The sequence below is a fragment of the Fundicoccus culcitae genome (assembly GCF_024661895.1).
Taxonomy (GTDB): domain Bacteria; phylum Bacillota; class Bacilli; order Lactobacillales; family Aerococcaceae; genus Fundicoccus_A; species Fundicoccus_A culcitae.
This window is the reverse complement of record NZ_CP102453.1, coordinates 1,534,672-1,556,639: the sequence shown is the minus strand read 5'-3', so window position 1 is coordinate 1,556,639 and position 21,968 is coordinate 1,534,672. Positions and strand designations below refer to the sequence as shown.

Genomic DNA, 21,968 nt, shown 5'->3' with positions numbered 1-21,968 from the left:
CTTTCTTGTGATGCTATTTTGATTACGTAAACATAAATATAAATCAAAAGAGAAGGAGGGCAGATTTCTTAAATTCTAGTATACATGAGCAATTAACTAAAAAGCTAGTGGAAAACTTTTTAGTGGAGGTGTAATTTAAGAATGAAGTATCTATTTATTGCTGTTAGTATATTGGTGTTAAATTTTAGCTTTGGAGGTGTTAATCCAGTGGATGCAGAAGAATTGACCTATCAAAATCCACTAGGGAATATCAAAGATATAGGCGATCCATTTATTATGAAAACAGATAGTGGCTATTACATGTATGCCACATCTGCACCAAACTATGGCTTTAAAGCATGGCATAGTGATAATTTAGTTGTTTGGCGCGATATGGGACTTGTATATGACAATAGACGTCAAGAACATCCATGGGGAACCGGAGACTTTTGGGCACCAGAAGTTATCGAACATAATGGTGAATTTTACATGACATTTAGTGCTAGAACAGAAAGTGGCAGTTTACGGATTGCTATTGCTAAATCTGAGTCAGAAATAGGACCTTTTATTGATTTAAACGCAGATTTAGTCAATGAAGCTGGATCGTACATAGATGGACATATTTTGGAAGATGAGGGCACTTTTTATTTCTATTATGTCAAAGATGTCCACGAAAATGTTATTAATAGTCGTCGATTAAGTCAAATACTTGTTCAAGAAATGTCTGAAGGATTGGATTATTTAGTTGGCCGACCACAACTCGTCTTAACGCCTGACCAAGATTGGGAACATCCTTTACGCCAAGAAGCGTGGAACGAAGGACCATTTGTTTTAAAGCATGACAACAAATATTACTTGATGTATTCAGCTAATATGTTCGCTGATCCAGACTATGGGGTTGGTTACGCCGTGAGTGATCATCCGATAGGACCTTTTGTTAAATATGAAAATAATCCAATCTTACAAAAAGATTTAGAGATTGGTGTTTCTGGTCCAGGTCACAATAGTGTGACTAAAGGATTAGATGATGAAACCCTCTATATGGTTTACCATATTCACACAGATCCAAATCACCCTTCAGGAAACCGCCAAATGTCAATTGACCACTTGTATTTTGAAAATGGTGTTTTAAAACTTGATGGTCCGACCATGTCTGAACAAAAACTTTATTAAAATATTCTTTGAGGAGACCTTATGAACGATAAAAGACGGAATTATCCACGCCCACAATTGATGCGAGATGAATGGATTGACTTAGATGGCCAATGGAATTTTAAATTTGATGATGTTAACCAAGGTGAGAAAGAACGTTGGTTTGAATCAACCTTAGAAGAAACGCAAGTCATTAATGTACCATTCACTTATGAAACTATCGCAAGTGGTATTCATGATGAAATACAACATCCTATTGTATGGTATCAAAATACGGTGCAATTAGACGATTTAGACTATGTTTTAAACTTTGAAGCTAGTGATTATATCACCTCTGTTTGGTTAAATGGTTTCAAATTAGGCGATCATATCGGAGGTTACACACGTTTCTCATTTGATTTACATGATTATGCCGTTATCGGAGATAACGTTATTACTGTAAAAGTCACAGATTCCTTATCAACGAATCAACCACGAGGAAAACAACGATGGTTAAAAGATAACTTTGGATGCTGGTATGTTCAAACAACAGGAATTTGGAAATCTGTCTGGATTGAAAAAGCCAAACAAACACGTGTTAATCAAGTTAAACTTGTTGCTGATTTACCAAAAGATCAAATAAATATCACTTTAGACCTGAATCAAAATCTCCTTAATTTATTGGAAAAAGAAGAACTAACTGTCAAATTAGAGGCATCGATTGAAAATCAAATAGCAGATTCAGTAAAACTACCGTTAACTCGAGAAATGAAAACGTATGTATTAGATACTAAAGTCGGTATTGATGATACCTGGGGAACTAGAGTATGGCATCCTTATCATCCGAATTTATACGACTTAACCGTGACTATTACCGATGAACAAGATGAAGTTATTGATCATTTTGTTTCGTGTTTTGGAATGCGAACCATTGAAGTCCAAGGAGATCAAGTCATAATAAATAAACGCGGTTTGTACCAACGGTTAGTTCTCGATCAAGGCTACTGGCCTGAAAGTGGTCTAACACCACCTAGTGTGGAGGCACTCGAGTTAGATATTCAAAGAACTAAAGAGTTGGGATACAACGGTTTAAGAAAACATCAAAAAATCGAAGATGAACGCTTCTTATATTTATGCGATAAAAATGGGATGTTAGTTTGGTCAGAAATGCCATCGCATTATTCATTCTCAGATAAAAGTGTGGAAGCTGTAACCGATGAATGGATAAGAATCATTCGTCAATTCCAAAACCATCCAAGCATCATTACTTGGGTACCCTTTAATGAATCATGGGGGATTAAAAACATCCAGGATGATAAAGAACAACAAGCCTTTGTTAATGGTATTTATTACTTAACTAAAGCCATTGATCCAACAAGATTAGTGGTAACCAATGATGGTTGGGAACATACAATATCGGATGTCATTACTTTACATGATTATGACGCAGTCGGTGAAGAGTTACTCGCTCGTTATAGTAATAAAGATGCCATTGTAAATAATCAAGTGCAATTCAACAAAGATTGGTATGCATTCGCTAAAGGTTACAATTACCAAGGTCAACCTGTTATTATTTCCGAATTTGGTGGTATCGCCTTTGAAGATGGTAGTGGTTGGGGCTATGGTGAAAAAATGTCCGATGAAGAAAGTTTTATGGAAAGGTTCGATGCTATTCATCTAGCTATACAAAAAATCCCATACGTTAGCGGCTATTGTTATACACAATTAACCGATGTTGAACAAGAAGTTAATGGACTATTATTTACTAATCGCGAATTTAAATTACCTGTTGAACCAATTAAAAAGATCAACGAAAGAAGAACTAGATAATTTTAGCTCCTTGAGTAAGTTTTAAAACATTACGAGAGGTTTATCAAAACTTACTGAAGGTGGATTGGATTAATTCTTATAATCCTTAAACCTAAGGAAACAGAATTTATCTAAGAATGGAGATAAGAAATGAGAGTGTTTAATGCGATTAAAATAACGATGATACTAGTCATCGTTACTATCCTAGCTGCATCAACTATGGTTACTCCGTTGATTGTCAGTGCTCAAATTAACGCCAATACACTACCACTCTACAATGCCTATTTAGAAGAAGCTATGCAAAACAATGTGGAAATTTATGATGGCGAGAGTATTACAATTGAATTAGCTGAGTTAGATGATATATCCGTAGATGCTCTTCAAGGGGAATACCTTGAATTAGACAACCTAGGTGAGCTGCAATTTGATTTTGAAGCTCCTGAAGATGGGCTGTATTACTTTGTCTTAGAATACCTAGATGATAAAGAAAGTATCTTACCAACAACGGTCATGATGGAAGTTAATGGCGAATCACAGTACCAAGAAATGCAAAATATAGCATTTAGTGGTTTATGGTCACGTGTTGGTGACATTGTTGTCGATCGCTATGGCAATGAAATTGCGCCGGAAGTAAAAAAAGTAGTTGCTGATCAAATTGGATACCTAACAGCAAGAAATGGCTACTATGATCATCCCTTCGTTATTCAATTAAATAGAGGTAGTAATACCATTAAGTTTACGAGTACCGAAGGTGCTTTAAAATTCAAGCGGATACATCTATTAAATGAAGCTGAAATTCCTTCAATGAACTTAGCGAGTGATAGTACCCAAACACCAGAAGGTAATGCGAATATAATTATTCAAGGTGAGAGCATAGTTTCTCAAAGCGACTCATCCATCCGACCAGCAGCGGCTTTTAATGATGCTTTAACACCCTATAATGCAACTTCAAGAGTTTTGAATTATTTAGATGGTGCGTCATTTAAACAAGCAGGTGACACGGTAACTTATCACGTTGATGTTCCTGAAAATGGTTATTATTATATCAGTTTACATTATCAACAAGACGTTAAACCTGATTTTCCTGTCTATTTAAATGTAACAATCAATGGACAGTATCCATCAGAAAGTTTTTTAAATCAACAAATTCCATATAGTTCATCTTATCAAATTTACACGATGCAACATCCAGAGACCCATCAAGCTGTGCCAGTATATTTAGAAGCTGGAACGCAAGAAATTAGTCTGTCAATTACCATGAGTCCATTACAAAATGTTATGCAACGATTGGAGGAAATGGTATTGGAAATCCAAGGATTATCCTTAAATATTGAAAATCTGTTAGGAGCCAATATCGATTTACGTCGCGACATTGATTTAGACAATTATTTACCAGGAATTCCAGAAATGATTTTAGGCTGGTCATCTGAACTTGAAGGAATGATTGAAACGGTTAAAGAACTTGGTCAAACAGATGTCGTACCCGGTGCTTTTCAACAATTAGACATTGCTCGTAAGCAATTAGAAAATTTAGGTAATGAACCACGACGTATTCCAAATCGTTGGAATGAATTAGCCAAGGGTGGCTCATCTGTCACGGCTCAGCTCGCTACCTTAATTCAAACGTCAAATAATAATGGCGTATCAATTGATCAAATTATTTTACATCAAGCGCAAGCACCAAGAATAGATCATTTGAATTTTATGCAAAGAGCGGGGAATTCTGTTTCACGCTTTTTACAAACTTTCGGTGAACAAGACTATGAAGTAAAAGTTAACTCTGACAACTTACAAGTGTGGGTTAATCGACCAAGACAATATATTGAAATTATGCAACAAATGATTGATCAAAGCTTTACTGCTCAAACAGGTATTGCAGTCGATTTATCGATTATGCCAGATCAAAATAAATTAATCCTTGCCAACAGTGCTGGAAATGAGCCCGATGTAGCTTTAGGAGTGGGTTATGCTGTGCCGTTTGATTTAGCTATCAGAGGGGCATTGGAAGAACTTTCAAGTTATGAAGGATATGATGAAGTTGTTGCTGATTACGCACCAAATTTATTGATACCAGCATCAATTGGAGAGGAAAGCTATGCCTTACCAGAAACGATGAACTTTTACGTTTTATTTTATCGTAGGGATGTTCTGGAATCACTCGCCTTACCTGTGCCAGAAACGATGGAAGATGTTGTTAATATGTTGCCAGCCTTAAATCAACGAGGAATGAACATGTTCTACCCAACGGCAACGCTAGGAACTGCCTTTAAAATATTCCCGTGGACTATGCCTTTGGTTTATCAAAGTGGAGGGAATTTCTTCACTGAAGATATCTTAAGAACGGGTTTAGCAACAGAAGAAACGTTATCAGGTGTTCGTGATTTAACTGATTTGTTTACCATTTACAGTATGCCAGTGGATGTTCCAAGTTTTTATCAACAATTTAGAGATGGAACAATTCCAATTGGTATTTCAGATTATGGAAACTACAATTTACTACTTAATGCAGCACCTGAGATTGCAAATTTATGGGAAATTGCTCTGACACCTGGAGTCGAAAATGAAGATGGGGTAGTAGAACGATGGACATCAGGTGGAGCAGAAAGTTCCATCATGTTCTCTAATAGTGAAATGAAGGATGAAGCATGGGAGTTTTTAAAATGGTGGCATTCAGCTGAGATTCAAGTTCAATTTGGAAATACCTTACAAACAACTTTTGGACAAGAGTATATGTGGAATACCGCTAACTTAACTGCCTTTGAACAATTACCTTGGTCAACTAAACATAAGCAAGTCATTTTAGAACAATCTGAATGGATTGCTGAAGTTCCACGTGTTTTAGGAGGCTACATGATTGAACGTGAAGTTAGTCGTTTATATACCTCTGTGGTTGTAGATGGAGAAAACTTAAGACGTTCAGCCGATTTGTCCATTAAACGGATAAATCGTGAAATCTTAAGAAAATTGGAAGAATTTGGCTATATCCAAGATGGTCAGTGGGCAGAACCTTATCCATTACCAGAAATAGATCCAGCAGCTGCAATTAGGGAGGAGGACAATTAATGGAACGTACAGTTTCGCTTGAAAAAAGACAAGAACGGACTGCCTATAAGTTTATTTTACCTTATGCCATCTTGTTCTCAATCTTTATTATCGTACCGATTATTTTAGCTATTACTTTATCGTTTACCAACTTTAACTCGATTGAATTTCCTGGTTTTGTGGGCTTTTTAAACTATATTAATTTACTCACTCAAGATGAAATATTTATGCAATATGTCTTACCAAACACGATTATATTCTCACTTATTGTTGGTCCTGGAGGATATGTATTAGGCTTCTTATTAGCTTGGATTTTGGCACAATTAACACGAGTACCAAGAACTATATTAGCCTTAATATTTTACTCACCATCAATGACTGCCGGCGTTGCTATGACAGTTGTCTGGCGAATCATCTTTAGTGGTAATGAATCGGGATACCTCAATGGAATACTCATGCAGTTTGGTTTCATTAATGAACCAATCATTTGGACCACTGATTCACGTTTTATTTTACCTATCATGATTATTGTTGCCTTGTGGGGAAGTATGGGGGTAGGATTCTTAGCTATGATGGCTGGCGTTTTAAACGGTGATCGTGAACTATACGAAGCCGCTGCTATTGATGGTGTAAGCAATAGATTTCAAGAGTTAATTTACATCACTATCCCATCTATGAAACCACAAATGTTATTTGGAGCTGTAATGTCCATTGTAGGTGCCTTCTCTAACGGTCTTATTGGAGTTCAATTGACTGGGTCAAACCCCGTAACAGGGTCTTATGCAGGACAGCTAATTGTTAACCATATCGATGATTATGGTTTCCAACGCTATGAAATGGGATATGCCGCAGCCGTTTCGGTTATTCTTTTGATAATTATTTATCTATTTAGTTATATCGCTAAACGTCTATTCTCAGAGTCTGATTAAGAAAGGAGACTATTATGGCTTATAGAAAAGTAGGGATTAACCCGAAAAAATTTGATCGTAGTCAAATTAAATTTTATATCATATTAGCTCCCTTCGTTGCTTTTATGATTTTACCGTTGATATTTATTTTTAATCACGCCTTTAAACCGATTGGAGAGCTCTTTGCCTTTCCGCCGACATTTATTGTAAAAAATCCAAGTTTAGATAACTTCCGGAACTTACTCAAAGTATCGCAAATATCCAATATTCCAATTAGCCGATATTTGTTTAATAGTTTATTAGTGACGATTATCGTTGTGGTAGTTTCAATTTTACTATCATCAATGGCAGCTTATGCCCTTTCTAAAAAGAAATTCCGTGGGAAAAAGATTGGTCTTGAAATAAATAACGCTGCTTTAATGTTTGTGCCTACTGCGGTAACCATACCGCGCTACATCATCATTACAGTACTGGGAATTGAAAATTCGTATTTAGCGCATATCTTGCCAGTATTAGCTATGCCAATTGGGTTATTTTTAATCAAACAATTTATCGATCAAGTCCCTGATGAGTTGATTGAAGCCAGTGTCATTGATGGCGCCAGTGAATGGACCGTCTATTGGAAAGTAATTATGCCACTAATCAAACCGGCTATCGCAACGGCAGCTTTGTTAGTATTCCAAGCAGTTTGGAATAATTTAGAAACGTCTCAATTGTTTATAACAAGTGATTCAATGAGAACTTTAGCCTTTTATCTAAGTACTTTTGCTTCACAAACTAATATGGTTGTTGGCCAAGGGATTGCCGCAGCATCATCGTTAATAATGTTCATTCCTAACTTAGTCCTATTCATCATTCTTCAAAGTAATGTTATGAATACGATGAGTCATTCTGGAATTAAGTAGGTGAGTCAATGAAGCATACTAAAGGTCAACCGTTTAAAAATTTAAGTATCATTATTATCGCTGTATTAACATTAGTTAATTTGATTCTACCAACCTTAGTGCGTGCCGAAACTGCCTATCGAACTTATACCCAAAATGGTTATAACGATTACGTTGAAACACAAACGGGTTATGAGCCAGTTGATTCGTTTACGATTACTGAGGGTGTTGGTTTTCGGAATCCCTCAGACTTAAAAATTGGTCCAGATGAAATGCTATACATAGCCGATACTAATAATCGACGGATTGTTGTCTTGGATTTCCAAGGGGATTTTGTTAGTGAAATTACACATGATCAGTTTGCTACACCGGTTGGTATTTTTGTTACGGATGAAGGCAAATTGTTTGTAGCAGATGATACCGCTGGGAAGATTTTTGTTTTCGATGCACAGGGTAATGAGGAACATATCTTTGAACGACCTGATGCTCCATCTTACGGGATTAATACACCGTTCTATCCGCTAAAAATTGCAGTCGATGATCGTGAAAATGTTTATGTAATTTCTAGAGGTAATAATAATGGGATTATTATGTTGAATGCCCAAACAGAAGGCGAGTTTCTTGGTTACTTTGCACCGAATTCAACTGTCGAATCATTAATGACGCGTTTTAGAAAAATCATTTTTACGGATGAACAATTGGATAGAATGTTAGATTCGGCACCTAATACTGCAACTAATTTATCAATTGATGACCGTGGATTGCTCTATACCGTAACAGCAAATGAAAGTATCAATGATGTGTTAAAAAAATTGAATATGGGAGGATTGAACTTACTCGATCCCAACTATATTCCTTATCCAAGCAGTGTTGCTATAGGTAATTATGAGAATATCTACGTCTTAGCTGAAAATGGTTATATTTATGAATATACTTCTGAGGGTGAGTTCTTATTCCTCTTTTCAGGACCAGATGTTGGATACCAACGAGCTGGTTTAATCAGCCGAGGGGTAGGCATTGATGTGGATGATAATGGAAGAATTTATACATTGGATCAACTCAATAACAAAATTGAAGTCTTTCAACCCACAGAATTTACCAACACCTTACATCATGCTTTAGATTTGTATCAAAATGGACGTTATACAGAAAGTAAAGCATATTGGGATGAAATCATCAAGATGAATGCTCAATTTGACTTTGCTTACTTAGGGCTTGGCGAAGCTTATTTTAGAGATGAAGATTTTGAAAATGCTATGACCTCTTTTAGAAGTGCTAAAAATACAAGAGGTTATTCAGATGCTTATTGGGAAGTTAGAAATGTTTGGTTACGTGAAAACATTATTTTGATGATATTTATTATCATTATGTTGTTTGTTTTATATCGTGTCTATCGCTGGATCTACGAAAAGTATTTGAAGGATACAGCCTTTGGACGTGGTTATCGTAAGTTTAGGGGATTGAAGTTAATCCAACAACTAAGCTATGTCTTTTATTTTATGAGACATCCGATTGATGGAGCTTATGGCATTCAATATGAGAAAAAGACAAGTAATTGGTCGACACTCATCATTTATCTGTTTGCGATTTTCACATTTATTGTTAATAAATATTTCACAGGGTTTATTTTTACTACCGTACAAGATGGACAGTATAGTCTTCCGCAAGATATTTTGATTTTTGTGGTGGTGAGTTTCTTCGTTGTCGTATTCACTTATTTGATTACGACCATTACTGAAGGGGAAGCAACCTTTAGACAAACAGTACATGCCTTTGTCTATAGTTTAGGACCTTATATAACCATTCAGTGGGTCTTATTGCTACTAAGTAATGTCATTACGCTTAATGAACAGTTTTTACTGCAGTTTGGAACGGTCATTATGATTACTTGGGTAATTGTCCTGGTGGTCGCTTCATTATGCGAGTTAAATGGGTACAATATTCGAGAATTCATTCGGACATTCTTCCTAACAGTCTTTGCGATTTTCATTGCTGCAGTGGTTATATTCATTCTATATGTTCTCTTTAATCAATTGTGGAATTTCATTGAGTCATTATATTCAGAGGTGGTGAGACGTCTTGGATTTTCGTAATTTTATAAAAAATAATCTGCGATTAGTGATATTTGTCCTGTTTGTTGCTGGCTTAACCCTGTATTTATTTATAGATACACGAGGAAGCTCGACTACAACGGTTTTACCGCCTGATCCAACCGAACTTCCTGTGACGGAAGAAGAGTTGGCAGAAACCGAAGAAGTGACTGAAGGGACCGAAGATTTGGCCGTCCTTGATGGGGAAGAAATACCAATGCCCCCTATCACAAATGAAGCAGTTGAAGATTTCACTTCTGAAAATGAGCAATTAGAAAATCGTCCAAGCATTATAGAAGATGACGAGAATATCATTGATAATCATGAAAAAATTGCAGAGAACGATCAATTAGCACTCTATTTAAAAGAAGAAAATCTTTCAATTATTATGAGGGATAAAGAAAGTGGCGCAGTGATGTATTCTACTGTAGAAAATCCTGTGCAAAGTAATGAAAAATGGCAAAACTTTGTTCGTTCAGGTGTTGTCATTGAGTATTTAATCAATACCAATATCGTTTATTCACAAGCTGATATGTACTCTGGTGAGCCGACAAAAGAAATTAGAATTACAGCTAATGGTTTTGAAGCAGATGTAGATTATCCCGATTTTGAGTTTGGTTATACCTTAGTAGTATCACTTGATGGAAATAAATTAAGTGTTGAAATTCCAAAAGACACTATCTATGAAAATTCTGATACTTACAAAGTGGGAAATGTCTATGTTTATCCTTATTTAGGATATTCCAAACTTGATGAAGAATCAGGTTTTATGTTAATCCCTGACGGCTCAGGGGCTATCATCAATCTAGAAGATAATCAAGGGCAATTCAAACAGCCCTACTCAGAGATGATTTATGGACAAAATATTGGGATTGATGAACCCTATGTCTTATCGCGATTGTTCAATATGGTAACTACTAACCCACCGCATCAAATCATGGCACCGTATTACGGAATGATTCATGAAGAAAAAGGCTTTGGATTCTTGGCAACTGTAGAAGAAGGGGATTATCATGCTTGGGTAGAAGCTTATCCAAATGGTGCAATCCTTCCCTATAACTGGATTACGAGTAAATTTGTTTTACGTCAATTTTACAATCAGTCGACGAGTCGAACGAGTGGAACAATTACCATCCGTCAACGGACTAGGAATGATATTGATATAAAAACAAATTACTACTTTGTTTCCCAAGACCAAGCTGACTTAATGGGCTTAGTAGATCAATTTAGAACTTTCTTAGATGAAACAGATACACTCGTTTTAAATGAAACGCAACCAGTTATTGATTTTGGGATGCGATTAGACTTTATGGGTACTGAATTAGAACAAGGTTTGATTAATAATTCTTCGGTTCAAATGACTACATTTGAACAAGCAGATGAAATGCTTGAAGCGTTAGTGGCTTCAGGAGTTGAACAACTTATGATTATATATCAAGGTTGGGAAACAAATGGTTACTCTGGTGCATTAGGTCAAACAAGCTATTCAGTCGATGGTGTCCTTGGAGGCAATGAGGGGATCAATTCATTAATCGATAAGTATAGTGAGAATTTCCCAATCTATCTAGCAGATGATGGTTTAAGATTTAATCCACATCTATCGTTAGAAGTTGGATCTAACTTAGTAAAAAAATACAATCGTCGGGTGTATAATGAAGCTGTTTTTGGAAAAGTATTTGAATCTTTCAACTTTTTGGAGCCTGAAGAAGCCGTTAGCCGTTTAAATAGTCGTGTAAGTTCATTTGAAATTGAGAACATGGCCTTAACTGGTTTTCCCAATAATCTATTCTCATATTTAAAAAATAATTCGGAATTAGATCGGGTACATACTGCCAAAATCTTTGAAGATTCAATTGCTAACTTGAGCGAAAGTAAGCAATTAATTTTGGATGAACCATTTATGCCTTATTGGAAATATGCGGATGCCTTGTACAATATCCCATTAAACTCATCGTCGTATATTTTTGAGGATCAACAAGTACCATTTATGTCTTTAGCCTTAAATGGACGGATTCCATTGTATGCCAGCTATTCAAACTTTGAACCAAATTCAAGAGATTTCTTCTTGCGATTAGTGGAAACCGGCGTTAGTCCATCCTATTTGTTAACGTATGAAAATTCAAGTGAATTACATCAAACAAACTTATCTTGGGTTTATTCGTCACAATATGAACTATATTTTGAAGAAATCGTTCAAAATTATAAAGAGTTAGAAGCTGCCCACCAAGCTATTGGTGAAGGGATGATTACAGATTATCAATCCAATGACGGAGTTTCAGTGGTTACATATGATAACGGTAGTGTCGTTTATGTCAACTTTAATGACTTTGATACAGAAATTGACGAAATCGAATTAACGAGTCAATCCTATAAGGTGGTGAAATAATGAAGAAAAAAGTAAGAAAAAATAAAATTAATCGACGTAAAGCCATTACTGGTCTGCTGTTTCTTCTACCTTGGTTGATTGGGTTCTTCATTTTTGTATTGTGGCCATTAGTTCAATCATTTTATTTTAGTCTAAATACCATTCGGTTAAGGCCAACAGGTCGTGTGTATCGCTTTGATGGACTGGATAATTACCGTGATATTTTTCTAAAAGATATGTTCTTTGTTCAAGAACTTTTAGGTTATTTTATAAGTGTGTTACTCAGAGTTCCAGTCATCGTAATCTTTTCACTATTAATCGCCATGATGCTAAACTCGAAAATTAAGTTTAAGGGAGTTTTTCGTTCCATCTTTTTTTTACCTGTAATAATTGTTTCAGGTCCTGTAATGAATCAATTAATGTCACAAGGTGCAGCGCAAATCCCTATGTTAGATATGTCAACAATCAATATGATTTTGCAGAGTTTTTTGCCGATGTGGTTAGCGGCACCTATAGCCACTTTATTTTCCGAAATGATTCTAATCTTATGGAATTCAGGGGTTCAAATCTTAATTTTCCTAGCTGGGTTACAGAAGATTGATAAAAGTTTATATGAGGCTGCAAAAATTGATGGGGGTTCAGCCTGGGAGTGCTTCTGGAAAATCACGCTACCTGTATTAAAACCAATGATTTTTTTAAATGCGTTATACACCTTGATTACCTTATCTAATAGTGACCAAAACAGTGTCATTAACTTAATATACAACAATATGTTTGCTGCTACACGAGGGTATGGGTTTGCTTCAGCTATGGCATGGATGTATGCGGTTATTGTCTTAGGTCTAGTTGGTGTTATCTTCTTCTTATTCCGAGATACCAATAAAAAGAGTAACCAAAGCCAAATCGTAAAACGTAGAAAAACACCAAGCTATAAAGGAGGAATTCATTATGCAAAACCAGTTGACCAACAAGCAACGCCTCCAACAAAATAAAACCTCATTTAGAGTAAAATGGGAGAATTTTACGTCAAAATACTGGATTCCAGTTCGTAAACGATTATTTGGTACTAATGACCGGAATGGTTGGTTAATTCAAGCTGGTATTTATTTGCTATTAATAACGATAGGATTTGTTTACCTCTATCCACTGCTCTTTATGGTAACAACTAGCTTTAAATCATTAAGTGATTTGTTGGATACATCTATACGTTGGATCCCATCAGAATTATATTTTGATAACTATCGTCAAGCAATCTCTGCTTTAAATTTTAAAGAATCACTCTTAGGAAGTATTGTCATCTCATTATTTCCAACTTTATTTCAAGTTGTAGTTACGGCTCTTGTAGGTTATGGATTTGCTCGATTCGAGTTTCCGTTTAAACGCACCCTACTATTTTTGATGATATTTAGTTTTATTGTTCCTCCACAAGTATTAATGATGCCAACTTATGTTTTATATAGTGATTTAGGTTTACTTGGTTCTATAAAGGCTTTCTTAATACCAGCAGCACTAGGACAAGGGATTAAAAGCACGATATTTATTTTGATCTATTATCAATTCTTTAGACAAACGCCGAAATCGCTGTATGAAGCCGCTGAAGTTGATGGGGCGAGTGAATGGACGAACTTCTTTAGAATTGGGATTCCAATGGCAACACCAGCCATTATTATCGTTTTCCTATTTTCGTTTGTTTGGTACTGGAATGAAACGTATTTAGTCAATCTCTACTTAACGGGTGGGGCTTCAACAGAAAGTCGTAATTGGGTCACCTTACAGATGTCCTTAGCCTCATTTAGATCTACATACGAAAGAATGTACCCGGCTGCAGACACAGGAACAATGAACATTAATGAAGGAATTACCATGGCTGGAACTATGTTGACCTTAATCCCTTTATTAATTACTTACTTCTTCTTACAAAAGTATTTCACTGAAAGTGTTGATAATTCAGGGATTACTGGTGAGTAAAAAAACCAAAGTTGATTCTAACAAAGGGGGAATGACTCAGGTTATTTTAAGTAAAACGTTGCCATGTCGCTAAGAAGTCACTGTTTTCTTTCTGTTTAATACATATAGCAATAACAAATATATTTTCAAAGGAGAAAATACATGAAAAAACTATTAAAAACAATTACAAGTGTTGTTTTAGCTTCTTCTATTTTAAGTGGTTTTTCACCATTAGCAGCAGTTGAAGCTCAAGATGGATTACCAGAAATGACGACTGATGAAATTACTTTAACCTTTGCAGGTTGGGAATACATTGGTGTTAAAGAATTACAAGCTCAACGTTTTATGGAAAAATATCCTAACATCACTGTTGAAATCGTAGAAATTCAACAAGATGGTTATATGGATCAATTGGTTAACATGGCAGCAGCAGGTAACTTACCTGACGCCTTCTGGTATATGGGTAATGTCGATATCGCTATTGTTAATGGCTGGTTTGGCGATATGACAGAGTATTGGGAAAATGATCCAGATAATGAACTTGTTTTAGAAACGCTTAAAGATAAAGGATATTTAGATGGCGAACGAAAATTATCTGCAGCTGTTTCTTATCAACCAATGACCGTTTTCTTAGATGAAGCAGTATTCGAACGTTTAAATCAACCAATGCCAAGTGTAGACTGGACATATGATGAAATGATTGAATTAATGCAGACAATGACTGTTCCGGAACAAGGTATCTATGGATACAATGATTTCTCTCAAATTATGACTTATGCACCCATCGTTAATACTGATGCTGATGGAGAATTTGGTTGGGATGGTGAAACATTTGACTTAACAGGTGAATGGGCAGACTCAATGCAACAACAAGCCGAATACGTAAGAACAGGTGTACATGCACCATACTTTGATACTGATGAGGCAGAAGCTGCTTTTGGTGACCGTTTATTATGGGCAGCACGTTCAGGACGCATTGCTATGCAACTAGATGCATGGTGGACAAAGGATCTATTTAATTCGCAAGAATACATCGATAGCGGTATCCGATTCAAGCCATACCCAGTACCTCGTGGGGTAAACGCTGAAACATTACATAAGCCAGCATATGTTGATTTTGGCGGTATATCTTCAGCCACTGAATATCCAAGAGAAGCATACGAATTACTTAAATTTATGGGATGGGGAGCTGAAGGATGGGCAGTTCGTTTAGATGCTCGTGAGGTATTAATGGATGATAATGGTAACATGATTTTCCCTTATCCAAATGGTTTACCTTTAGTAAATGATGAGGCACTTTGGGATCGTGTAGCAGCTGAATTACCACAAGAAGACTACTACACTAACATGTTAGAAGTAGTTAGAGAGCCAATTCCTTTATCTGGTGCAGTTATTCCAGGATTTGCCACCTGGATTGATGAGATTTACTTTAATGGTGAGTATGGAAACATTGAGCATGCAGCATACAATGGTGAAGTTAACCCTGCCGACGTAGCTCAAGAATTAACCGACTTATTAAATGAATACCATCAAGAAGCATTAGATGAATTATTCTTTAACTAGAATTACTCTAGCTAGAAAGACAAAAAATTAAAATTTTGTGTCTTTCTAGCTTTATTTTCAATTTAAAAAAACCACTCAATTCTATTTAATGCTGATGATCTAAGTGGACAACTATGAAAATAGAAAATACCTTACGAAAGCTGTCTGTATAGCGTTTCGAAGGTGTTTTGTCTTTTTAAACGGCTAAGGTCTGAAAAAAATCATGAGAATTTTCATGAATCCTCTTTTAACGCTGACTCTAAAGCTTTCAAAATATGTGGGTGCGTGCGTTTTAATGACGTTGGGCGACCTGATTCACTTAAGAGAAAGCAATGCTCAGATGATCCGGTTGTTGTTAATTCAGCTGTTGCTGTATTGTAAATTTCGTACGACAAATTCATACGCATCGGAGTAAACTTATCTATCATCACTCGAACCTCGGCTGTATCGCCAAATCGCAGGGATTTCTTGTAGCGGCAATCGACGGCTAAAACAGGAACGCTAAGGCCTTCATCTTCCATTTTTTTATAACTATAGCCTAACTCACTCAAAAAACTAATACGGGCTTCTTCAAACCAACGAATATAATTTGAATGATGGACAATCTGCATTGCATCCGTTTCGTAAAACTGTACCTCATGAATATAACGATAAAACACTAAAAAACCTCCTAAAATAAATATCACAAAGTCATTTTTGTTGCAATTCACTACCAATTACTACTAGAAAATATAGATATATATCGTAATCTATCTAGCACGACGTCTTAGTTTGTTTGGAAAATAAATTGACAAGCGTTATTTAATTATAACGTATTTCCACATTTGATTAACCTTTTTACGTAAATGTTAGCAAAAAAACTAAAATAACCAGCCAGTATCGAAGCTAATACTAGCTAGTTGAGTAAGGGGATTTCTTTAACCTGGTTAGAAGATATCGGGAGCATTTGTCTTATGTAATTTGCGGTACTTTCCAGGTGTAGTACCGACCATAGTTCTGAAGAAACGATGGAAATTTTGTGGCTGGGTATAACCGATTTGTTCTGAAATTTCATGTATTTTCAGATCAGTGTTTGTTAATAGATACTTACACTTTTCAATACGGACTTTATTGATGAAATCAGAAAAAGTAATACCCATTTGACTACTGAATACAAAACTCAAATAATTAGGACTATAATTTAATTCTTTAGCAACCCAGTCCAATGTAATCTCTAATCCACAATCCTTCTGTAGCAATCTAACAACGGCTTCAGAGATTTGTAAGGCTTCTTGTTGGGTTTTATTTAGGTTAAACTCGCATAGGGGATTAAGTAGCTGATGGATTATCAAAGGTTTAATAAAAGTAGGTTTAGGGTAATCCAAAATCTGTTTTAACAAATTTTCACGTTCAATAATAATAGCATCATTCAACTCAGAATGGATAGATTCATAAGCTAGTAATAGTAATTCGTTAACTAATTGATTAACACAGGTTTCAAACATATCAATAGATACGAAATTTTGTTGAATTTGACTAAAGAAAACATCTAAATCAATTATGGCATGATCAAGCTCACCATTACAAACTGATTGTATCAGTTTGAGTTCAGTATCTTTTGGATAGGTAAATATACTACTATTTGTATTGTCAAGTGTTAAATTATCGTACAAGATGATAACGGGATGATTAGATTTTATATGCTGTCTTAGTGCTAGAAATGCCTCTTCAAACGCTAGCTGACTATTTATCAAGTTGTCAAATTCCCTACTTATTCCAAAACTTACATCAAGTTTTAAGTAAAATTTGATGTTGGCTTGTAGTGTTTCGGCTAACTGTAATACGGTCGCTTCGATTTCAGCATTATTGAGATGATTATAGGCTAAGATTGTTACTTGCCTATGACCATCAATGATTATAGGTTTCAATTGGCAATCAATCGGTAGGAGTTCACTAATTAATTGACTCACTCCAAATGACCAGAAATAATTATCGTCCCCTTCGAAGCGTTCAATTTGCGAAATTAGTATAACAAAGCGTGTACAATGAGTAATACTTTGCTTTAATTGTAAATGCGTTAAGTAAGCCTGGACTTCACTATTTATCATATTACCTTCTAATAGTGAGTGGACAAATTGTTGGTGGATGACAGGCTCGTAGTGCGATAAACTTTTTTCATTTGTTTCATTTTGTTTTTTTAATTCTATAATTGATTGATAGACTTCGGTTAAATCGTGAGAGTCATTATCAAAAATCATGGTTAACTGTTCAATCGGCTTAAAGATAATCAAGGCAAAAAAATAGGCACAAAATATAAGACCAATCAGCGTAGCACATAGGATAGAAAGAATAAAAAGACAGTTTTCATTGAGATAATGTGTGAGAGATTGTTTTGGAAGAATCGAGGCAATAGTCAAATTGGTTGAAGGAATCTTTTGATAAATAATATCATCTATTACAGTTGGTTGACTAGGTGTTGTATCAGCAAAAATGATTTGATTAGTGAACGCGACTTCGGATAGACCCATGTTGAATAATGGCGCGCCACGATTATCAAGGATAGCTAAATTAGTTAAATCAAACGCTTGGATTGTATCTGAAAGGCTTTCTTTGCGAATGGAACCACGGATGATTGAAGTTTTGATCGGATTTTTAAGAGGTAAATAATTTAAAAAATAAATTTCATCTGTTGAATGTGTCCACTCTGGATTAGAATTCATTTTTGCATCAATGTGTAACAAGTATTGATCATAGTCTGCTTTAGATAAGGGGAGTAGTTGCTTGTTTTGATAAGTCCAACGATTAGTTAAACTAATAAAGGAATAGTCTACTTGAGCGGGGAGATTAAGACTTTTCAGATTTTGGACATCTTGATTCAAATTATGTAGGTGATGTGAGTCAGATTGATCGATTGATGTTTGCATCAAGTTATTGTACTGTGGACTTGTACAGTATGCATCGACAATACGGTACATTTGATTAAATTGAGTATCGATTAAATGAGTTACTTGAGTCAAGCGTTCGGTATATGCTAAAGCTTGAATGTGACTACTATTGTTTAATGTGTCACGTAAAAATAACCATGAGAAAATGATAGCTACAATAAATCCATATATAATTAGAGGAAAAAATATTTTTTTAAAACCTCTCTGATATTTCAATCCATAACCTCCTAATCAATGAAGATAACGCTACCATTATATCATAGAATTAATTTATAGATAGATAGAAATAAAATAGCAAAAAATTTAAAATTAATAAAAATATGCTTTAGTAGACAAAGCATTTTTCTGAAATCGTAACATTATCAATACCACATACAGTCGAAACAGCACTTAAACAATATATTGATTATTAAATATTCTTTGGTATCTTTTTATATCTTTATTATCTTTGATTAAGAATTTAGCTTTTCACTTAGATTAAGGCTGAAAAAAACAAATAAATAATAGTGATTCTAAATTACTTGTCGTGATTGCGAAAAATTAGCCTGTGAACTATCTAATTAATTGTATCGAAATTTTGCTTAAAGTATACTAAGATATATCATGGGGAATATGTATTTTAATGAAATTGAGGTTGATAAAATGGTAGAATATCGCGACGCATTAGTCCAAGAGCGGACTGAAATTCTTCAGTTAGCCGATTCTGTATTTAATATGAATGCAGCGCAGTTGTTGCCAAAAACGTATGGTGGTCGCTATCCATTCGAAAAAATAACGAAAGTGGCGGTTAATCATACAGGGTTGATTATTGCTCAAGTAGCTGTGTTGCCGCAATTACTTCATGTGGGAGACAATGTTCTAAAGGCGAATTATGTCGGCACGGTATCGGTTCATCCCGATTTTCGTGGGCAAGGGCATATGCAGCAACTAATGAATGCATCGCTAGATGAAATGTCTGGAGTCTACGATTTGAGCGTTTTAAGTGGTCAACGACAACGTTATGAATATTATGGTTATACCGTTGGTGGCATCGAGTATCAATTTCATTTTGAAGCACCGAATGTGCGGCATGGGTTGAAGGATGTTGAAACACAGGCTTTTTCAATCCTTCCAATAGTAGAAAATGATACGTATTTAGAGGATATATATACCCTTATTTCGCAGAAAAATGTGTATATTGACAGAGAAAAAGACTATTTATTTGAGATATTACATACGTTTAACTTAAAACCATTTAACATATTACTCAAAGATGAATGGGTTGGGTATTTTTTAAGTGTTGAAGATCAATCCGCGTTGATTGAATTGGGTTTAAAAGATGAAAAATACCTAAAACCGTTCTTAAAGTATTTTCTTGATGGGAAAGATGAACTGCAGATTTCCACCGCAGCGTACGATCTGGAAAGAAATCAAATCTTGTCTGAATTAGCAGAGAGGTATTCGATACACCCAGTTTTAAACATCAATATCCTGAACTTCCAATCCGTTATTGAGGCATTTCTAAGGCTTAAACAGGATCAGGTGGGTTTATCTGAAGGATCTTTTTCAGCTTATTTTGATGGTCAACCAATTACAATTACGGTTTCACAAAAGCAAGTGAATGTTGATGGCAAAGCAGAAGCGAACGCGCCTCAATTAACTAAACTCCAAGCGCAAGCCTTATTGTTAAGCCCTTTTGGAAACCCCAATAAATACCCCATCCCTAACGATTGGTTTCCTTTACCCATTTTTTGGCATGGGACTGACAAATTTTAACGTTATAAGTGAAGGATGAATGTTATCAAGAAAAAAGTAATCAATTCAAAAGATCTATATCAATTATTGTTAGAAATGAATGGTGCGAGCGGTAAGTGGGCAGCCGAAACAAGTTGGGAAATCATGTTAGGCGCCTTTTTAGTCCAAAATACCACTTGGCATAATACGCAACTATCCATTAATCAACTCCGCACGGTGACAGCATTAGAACCGGCACGCATCAGTGAATTATCCACAGATGACTTGGTTCCCTTAATTTATTCAAGTGGTTTTCATTCTAGTAAATCACAACTCATCTACGAATGGTTTCAATGGATGAAAAGCTACGATTTTGATGAATTCGCTGTCTTAAAAGACTATCCAGATCAAGACGTCCTCCGCAGACGATTATTACAGTTTAAAGGTATCGGCAATGAAACGGCGGATGTTTTGTTGCTTTATATTTTCAATCAAGGCGTATTTATCGCGGATAATTATGCACGTAAATTATATGCTGGTTTAGGGGTGGCAGAAGCTTCAGGCTACATGCCATTAAAAGGTTTTGTGGAGGCTGATACGGTTTTATCAGTTTTAGAATGGCAAGACTTTCATGGGCAAATTTTGAACTTTGGTAAATCAAATCTTAAAGGGAAAGGACCCCATGCGCATGCGTTGTTTGAGGAGTTTGTAGTGCAATGAAATTTATATAATAAAAGAGAAGCCAGTGATCGAAGAGGCTTCTCTTTTTTATACACTAAACTAATTAATATCTACATCTTAATACCACCAGCAGTGACACCACCAATAATTCTCTTAGAAAGGAATATATAAGCCAGGATTAATGGAATAACAGATAAAGAAACACCTAAATATAAACTTCCGTATTCAGTAGTATAAGTGTCTGTTGTTAATAATTGAACTAGCATAGGTAATGTGTACTTCGACCGATCATTGATTAAAATTAATGGCATTAAGAAGTTGTTCCATGATTGAACAAAACTAAAAATAGACATGGTAGCAATTGCAGGTGCCATTTGTGGCAATATGATACGATGAAATATTTTAAACTCTCCTGCACCATCTATTCTTGCTGAGTCGACGTATGACGGGTGATAAACAGTTTCTAAATATTGTTTCATAAAGAAAACGGTTGGAGCAGACGCTATTGATGGAACTATTAGGGGAATATAACTATCAAGCAGACCAACTGATGCCATAAACCGATAAAAACCAATCATATTTACTTGAGGTGGTAGCATAATTAACAATAAAATAATTGTAAATAAGAAATTTTTTCCTTTAAATTCATATACGGTAAATCCATATGCTGTTAAACTAGAAAAATACATACTTAAAATAGTTGAACCACCGGCTATGATTAAACTGTTTTTATAACCATCAAATATATTAAAACCACGATCCATTAATATATTCCAGTTATCAATAAAACTTCCGCCAGGTACTAAAGACATACCTTGTTGTATTTGCTCAGCTGATCGAGTTGAGTTAACAATAACAATCCAAAAGGGTATAATACTTAGGATAGTTAACAATCCAAAGAAAATATAAATGAGCATTCGTTGAGCTTTTAATTTTTTTAAGTCATTCATCAT

At 35.4% G+C, this 21,968-nt stretch carries 15 protein-coding genes; 12 read left to right on the top strand and 3 right to left on the bottom strand.

The features are described from left to right. Positions 1-141: 141 nt before the first annotated feature. From NRE15_RS06980 to NRE15_RS06935, 10 genes are all read left to right on the top strand, one after another. Positions 142-1,152 carry a glycoside hydrolase family 43 protein gene (locus tag NRE15_RS06980; RefSeq protein WP_313794873.1) on the top strand — a complete coding sequence of 337 codons (1,011 nt, stop codon included), beginning with the start codon at positions 142-144 and terminating at the stop codon, positions 1,150-1,152. A 21-nt stretch (positions 1,153-1,173) separates the two neighbouring features. Then, positions 1,174-2,940, top strand: coding sequence for a glycoside hydrolase family 2 protein (locus tag NRE15_RS06975; protein ID WP_313794872.1), 1,767 nt, complete (start codon positions 1,174-1,176; stop codon positions 2,938-2,940). Positions 2,941-3,069: 129 nt separating this feature from the next. Further along, the gene (locus NRE15_RS06970) at positions 3,070-5,982 is read left to right on the top strand and encodes an extracellular solute-binding protein (protein ID WP_313794871.1); all 2,913 of its coding nucleotides are present in this window, start codon (positions 3,070-3,072) and stop codon (positions 5,980-5,982) included. Further along, positions 5,982-6,890 (top strand): carbohydrate ABC transporter permease, encoded by a 909-nt coding sequence (locus NRE15_RS06965; protein ID WP_313794870.1) that lies wholly within the window; start codon positions 5,982-5,984, stop codon positions 6,888-6,890. Before NRE15_RS06970 ends, NRE15_RS06965 begins: the two co-directional genes overlap by 1 nt. A 14-nt stretch (positions 6,891-6,904) precedes the next feature. Then, positions 6,905-7,774 (top strand): carbohydrate ABC transporter permease, encoded by an 870-nt coding sequence (locus NRE15_RS06960; protein WP_313794869.1) that lies wholly within the window; start codon positions 6,905-6,907, stop codon positions 7,772-7,774. A gap of 8 nt (positions 7,775-7,782) precedes the next feature. Further along, on the top strand, positions 7,783-9,846 hold the full coding sequence (locus NRE15_RS06955) for a hypothetical protein (RefSeq protein ID WP_313794868.1): 2,064 nt from the start codon (positions 7,783-7,785) through the stop codon (positions 9,844-9,846). Further along, positions 9,833-12,229: a DUF5696 domain-containing protein gene (locus tag NRE15_RS06950; RefSeq protein ID WP_313794867.1), complete on the top strand. Its 2,397-nt coding sequence runs from the start codon at positions 9,833-9,835 to the stop codon at positions 12,227-12,229. The genes NRE15_RS06955 and NRE15_RS06950 overlap by 14 nt, the downstream gene beginning before the upstream one ends. Beyond that, complete coding sequence (locus NRE15_RS06945; RefSeq protein WP_313794866.1) at positions 12,229-13,200, top strand: carbohydrate ABC transporter permease; 972 nt, start codon at positions 12,229-12,231, stop codon at positions 13,198-13,200. Before NRE15_RS06950 ends, NRE15_RS06945 begins: the two co-directional genes overlap by 1 nt. After that, complete coding sequence (locus tag NRE15_RS06940; protein WP_313794865.1) at positions 13,157-14,176, top strand: carbohydrate ABC transporter permease; 1,020 nt, start codon at positions 13,157-13,159, stop codon at positions 14,174-14,176. Before NRE15_RS06945 ends, NRE15_RS06940 begins: the two co-directional genes overlap by 44 nt. Positions 14,177-14,317: 141 nt before the next feature. Then, positions 14,318-15,718 carry an ABC transporter substrate-binding protein gene (locus tag NRE15_RS06935; protein ID WP_313794864.1) on the top strand — a complete coding sequence of 467 codons (1,401 nt, stop codon included), beginning with the start codon at positions 14,318-14,320 and terminating at the stop codon, positions 15,716-15,718. A 212-nt stretch (positions 15,719-15,930) separates the two neighbouring features. On the opposite strand, the gene NRE15_RS06930 is transcribed toward NRE15_RS06935, so the two are convergent. Together NRE15_RS06930 and NRE15_RS06925 are read right to left on the bottom strand one after the other, a co-directional pair. Continuing rightward, positions 15,931-16,356 (bottom strand): acyl-CoA thioesterase, encoded by a 426-nt coding sequence (locus NRE15_RS06930; protein ID WP_313794863.1) that lies wholly within the window; start codon positions 16,354-16,356, stop codon positions 15,931-15,933. Positions 16,357-16,623: 267 nt separating this feature from the next. Then, positions 16,624-18,837, bottom strand: a complete 2,214-nt coding sequence (locus NRE15_RS06925; RefSeq protein WP_313794862.1) for a helix-turn-helix domain-containing protein — start codon at positions 18,835-18,837, stop codon at positions 16,624-16,626. Positions 18,838-19,263: 426 nt separating this feature from the next. Here NRE15_RS06925 and NRE15_RS06920 point away from each other — a divergent pair, with 426 nt between their 5' ends. Beyond that, the gene (locus NRE15_RS06920; RefSeq protein ID WP_313794861.1) at positions 19,264-20,376 is read left to right on the top strand and encodes a GNAT family N-acetyltransferase; all 1,113 of its coding nucleotides are present in this window, start codon (positions 19,264-19,266) and stop codon (positions 20,374-20,376) included. 15 nt (positions 20,377-20,391) lie between these two features. Further along, positions 20,392-21,054, top strand: a complete 663-nt coding sequence (locus NRE15_RS06915) for an endonuclease III domain-containing protein (RefSeq protein ID WP_313794860.1) — start codon at positions 20,392-20,394, stop codon at positions 21,052-21,054. A gap of 71 nt (positions 21,055-21,125) precedes the next feature. Here NRE15_RS06915 and NRE15_RS06910 read toward each other — a convergent pair whose 3' ends face one another. Further along, on the bottom strand, positions 21,126-21,968 hold the full coding sequence (locus NRE15_RS06910; protein ID WP_390887187.1) for a carbohydrate ABC transporter permease: 843 nt from the start codon (positions 21,966-21,968) through the stop codon (positions 21,126-21,128).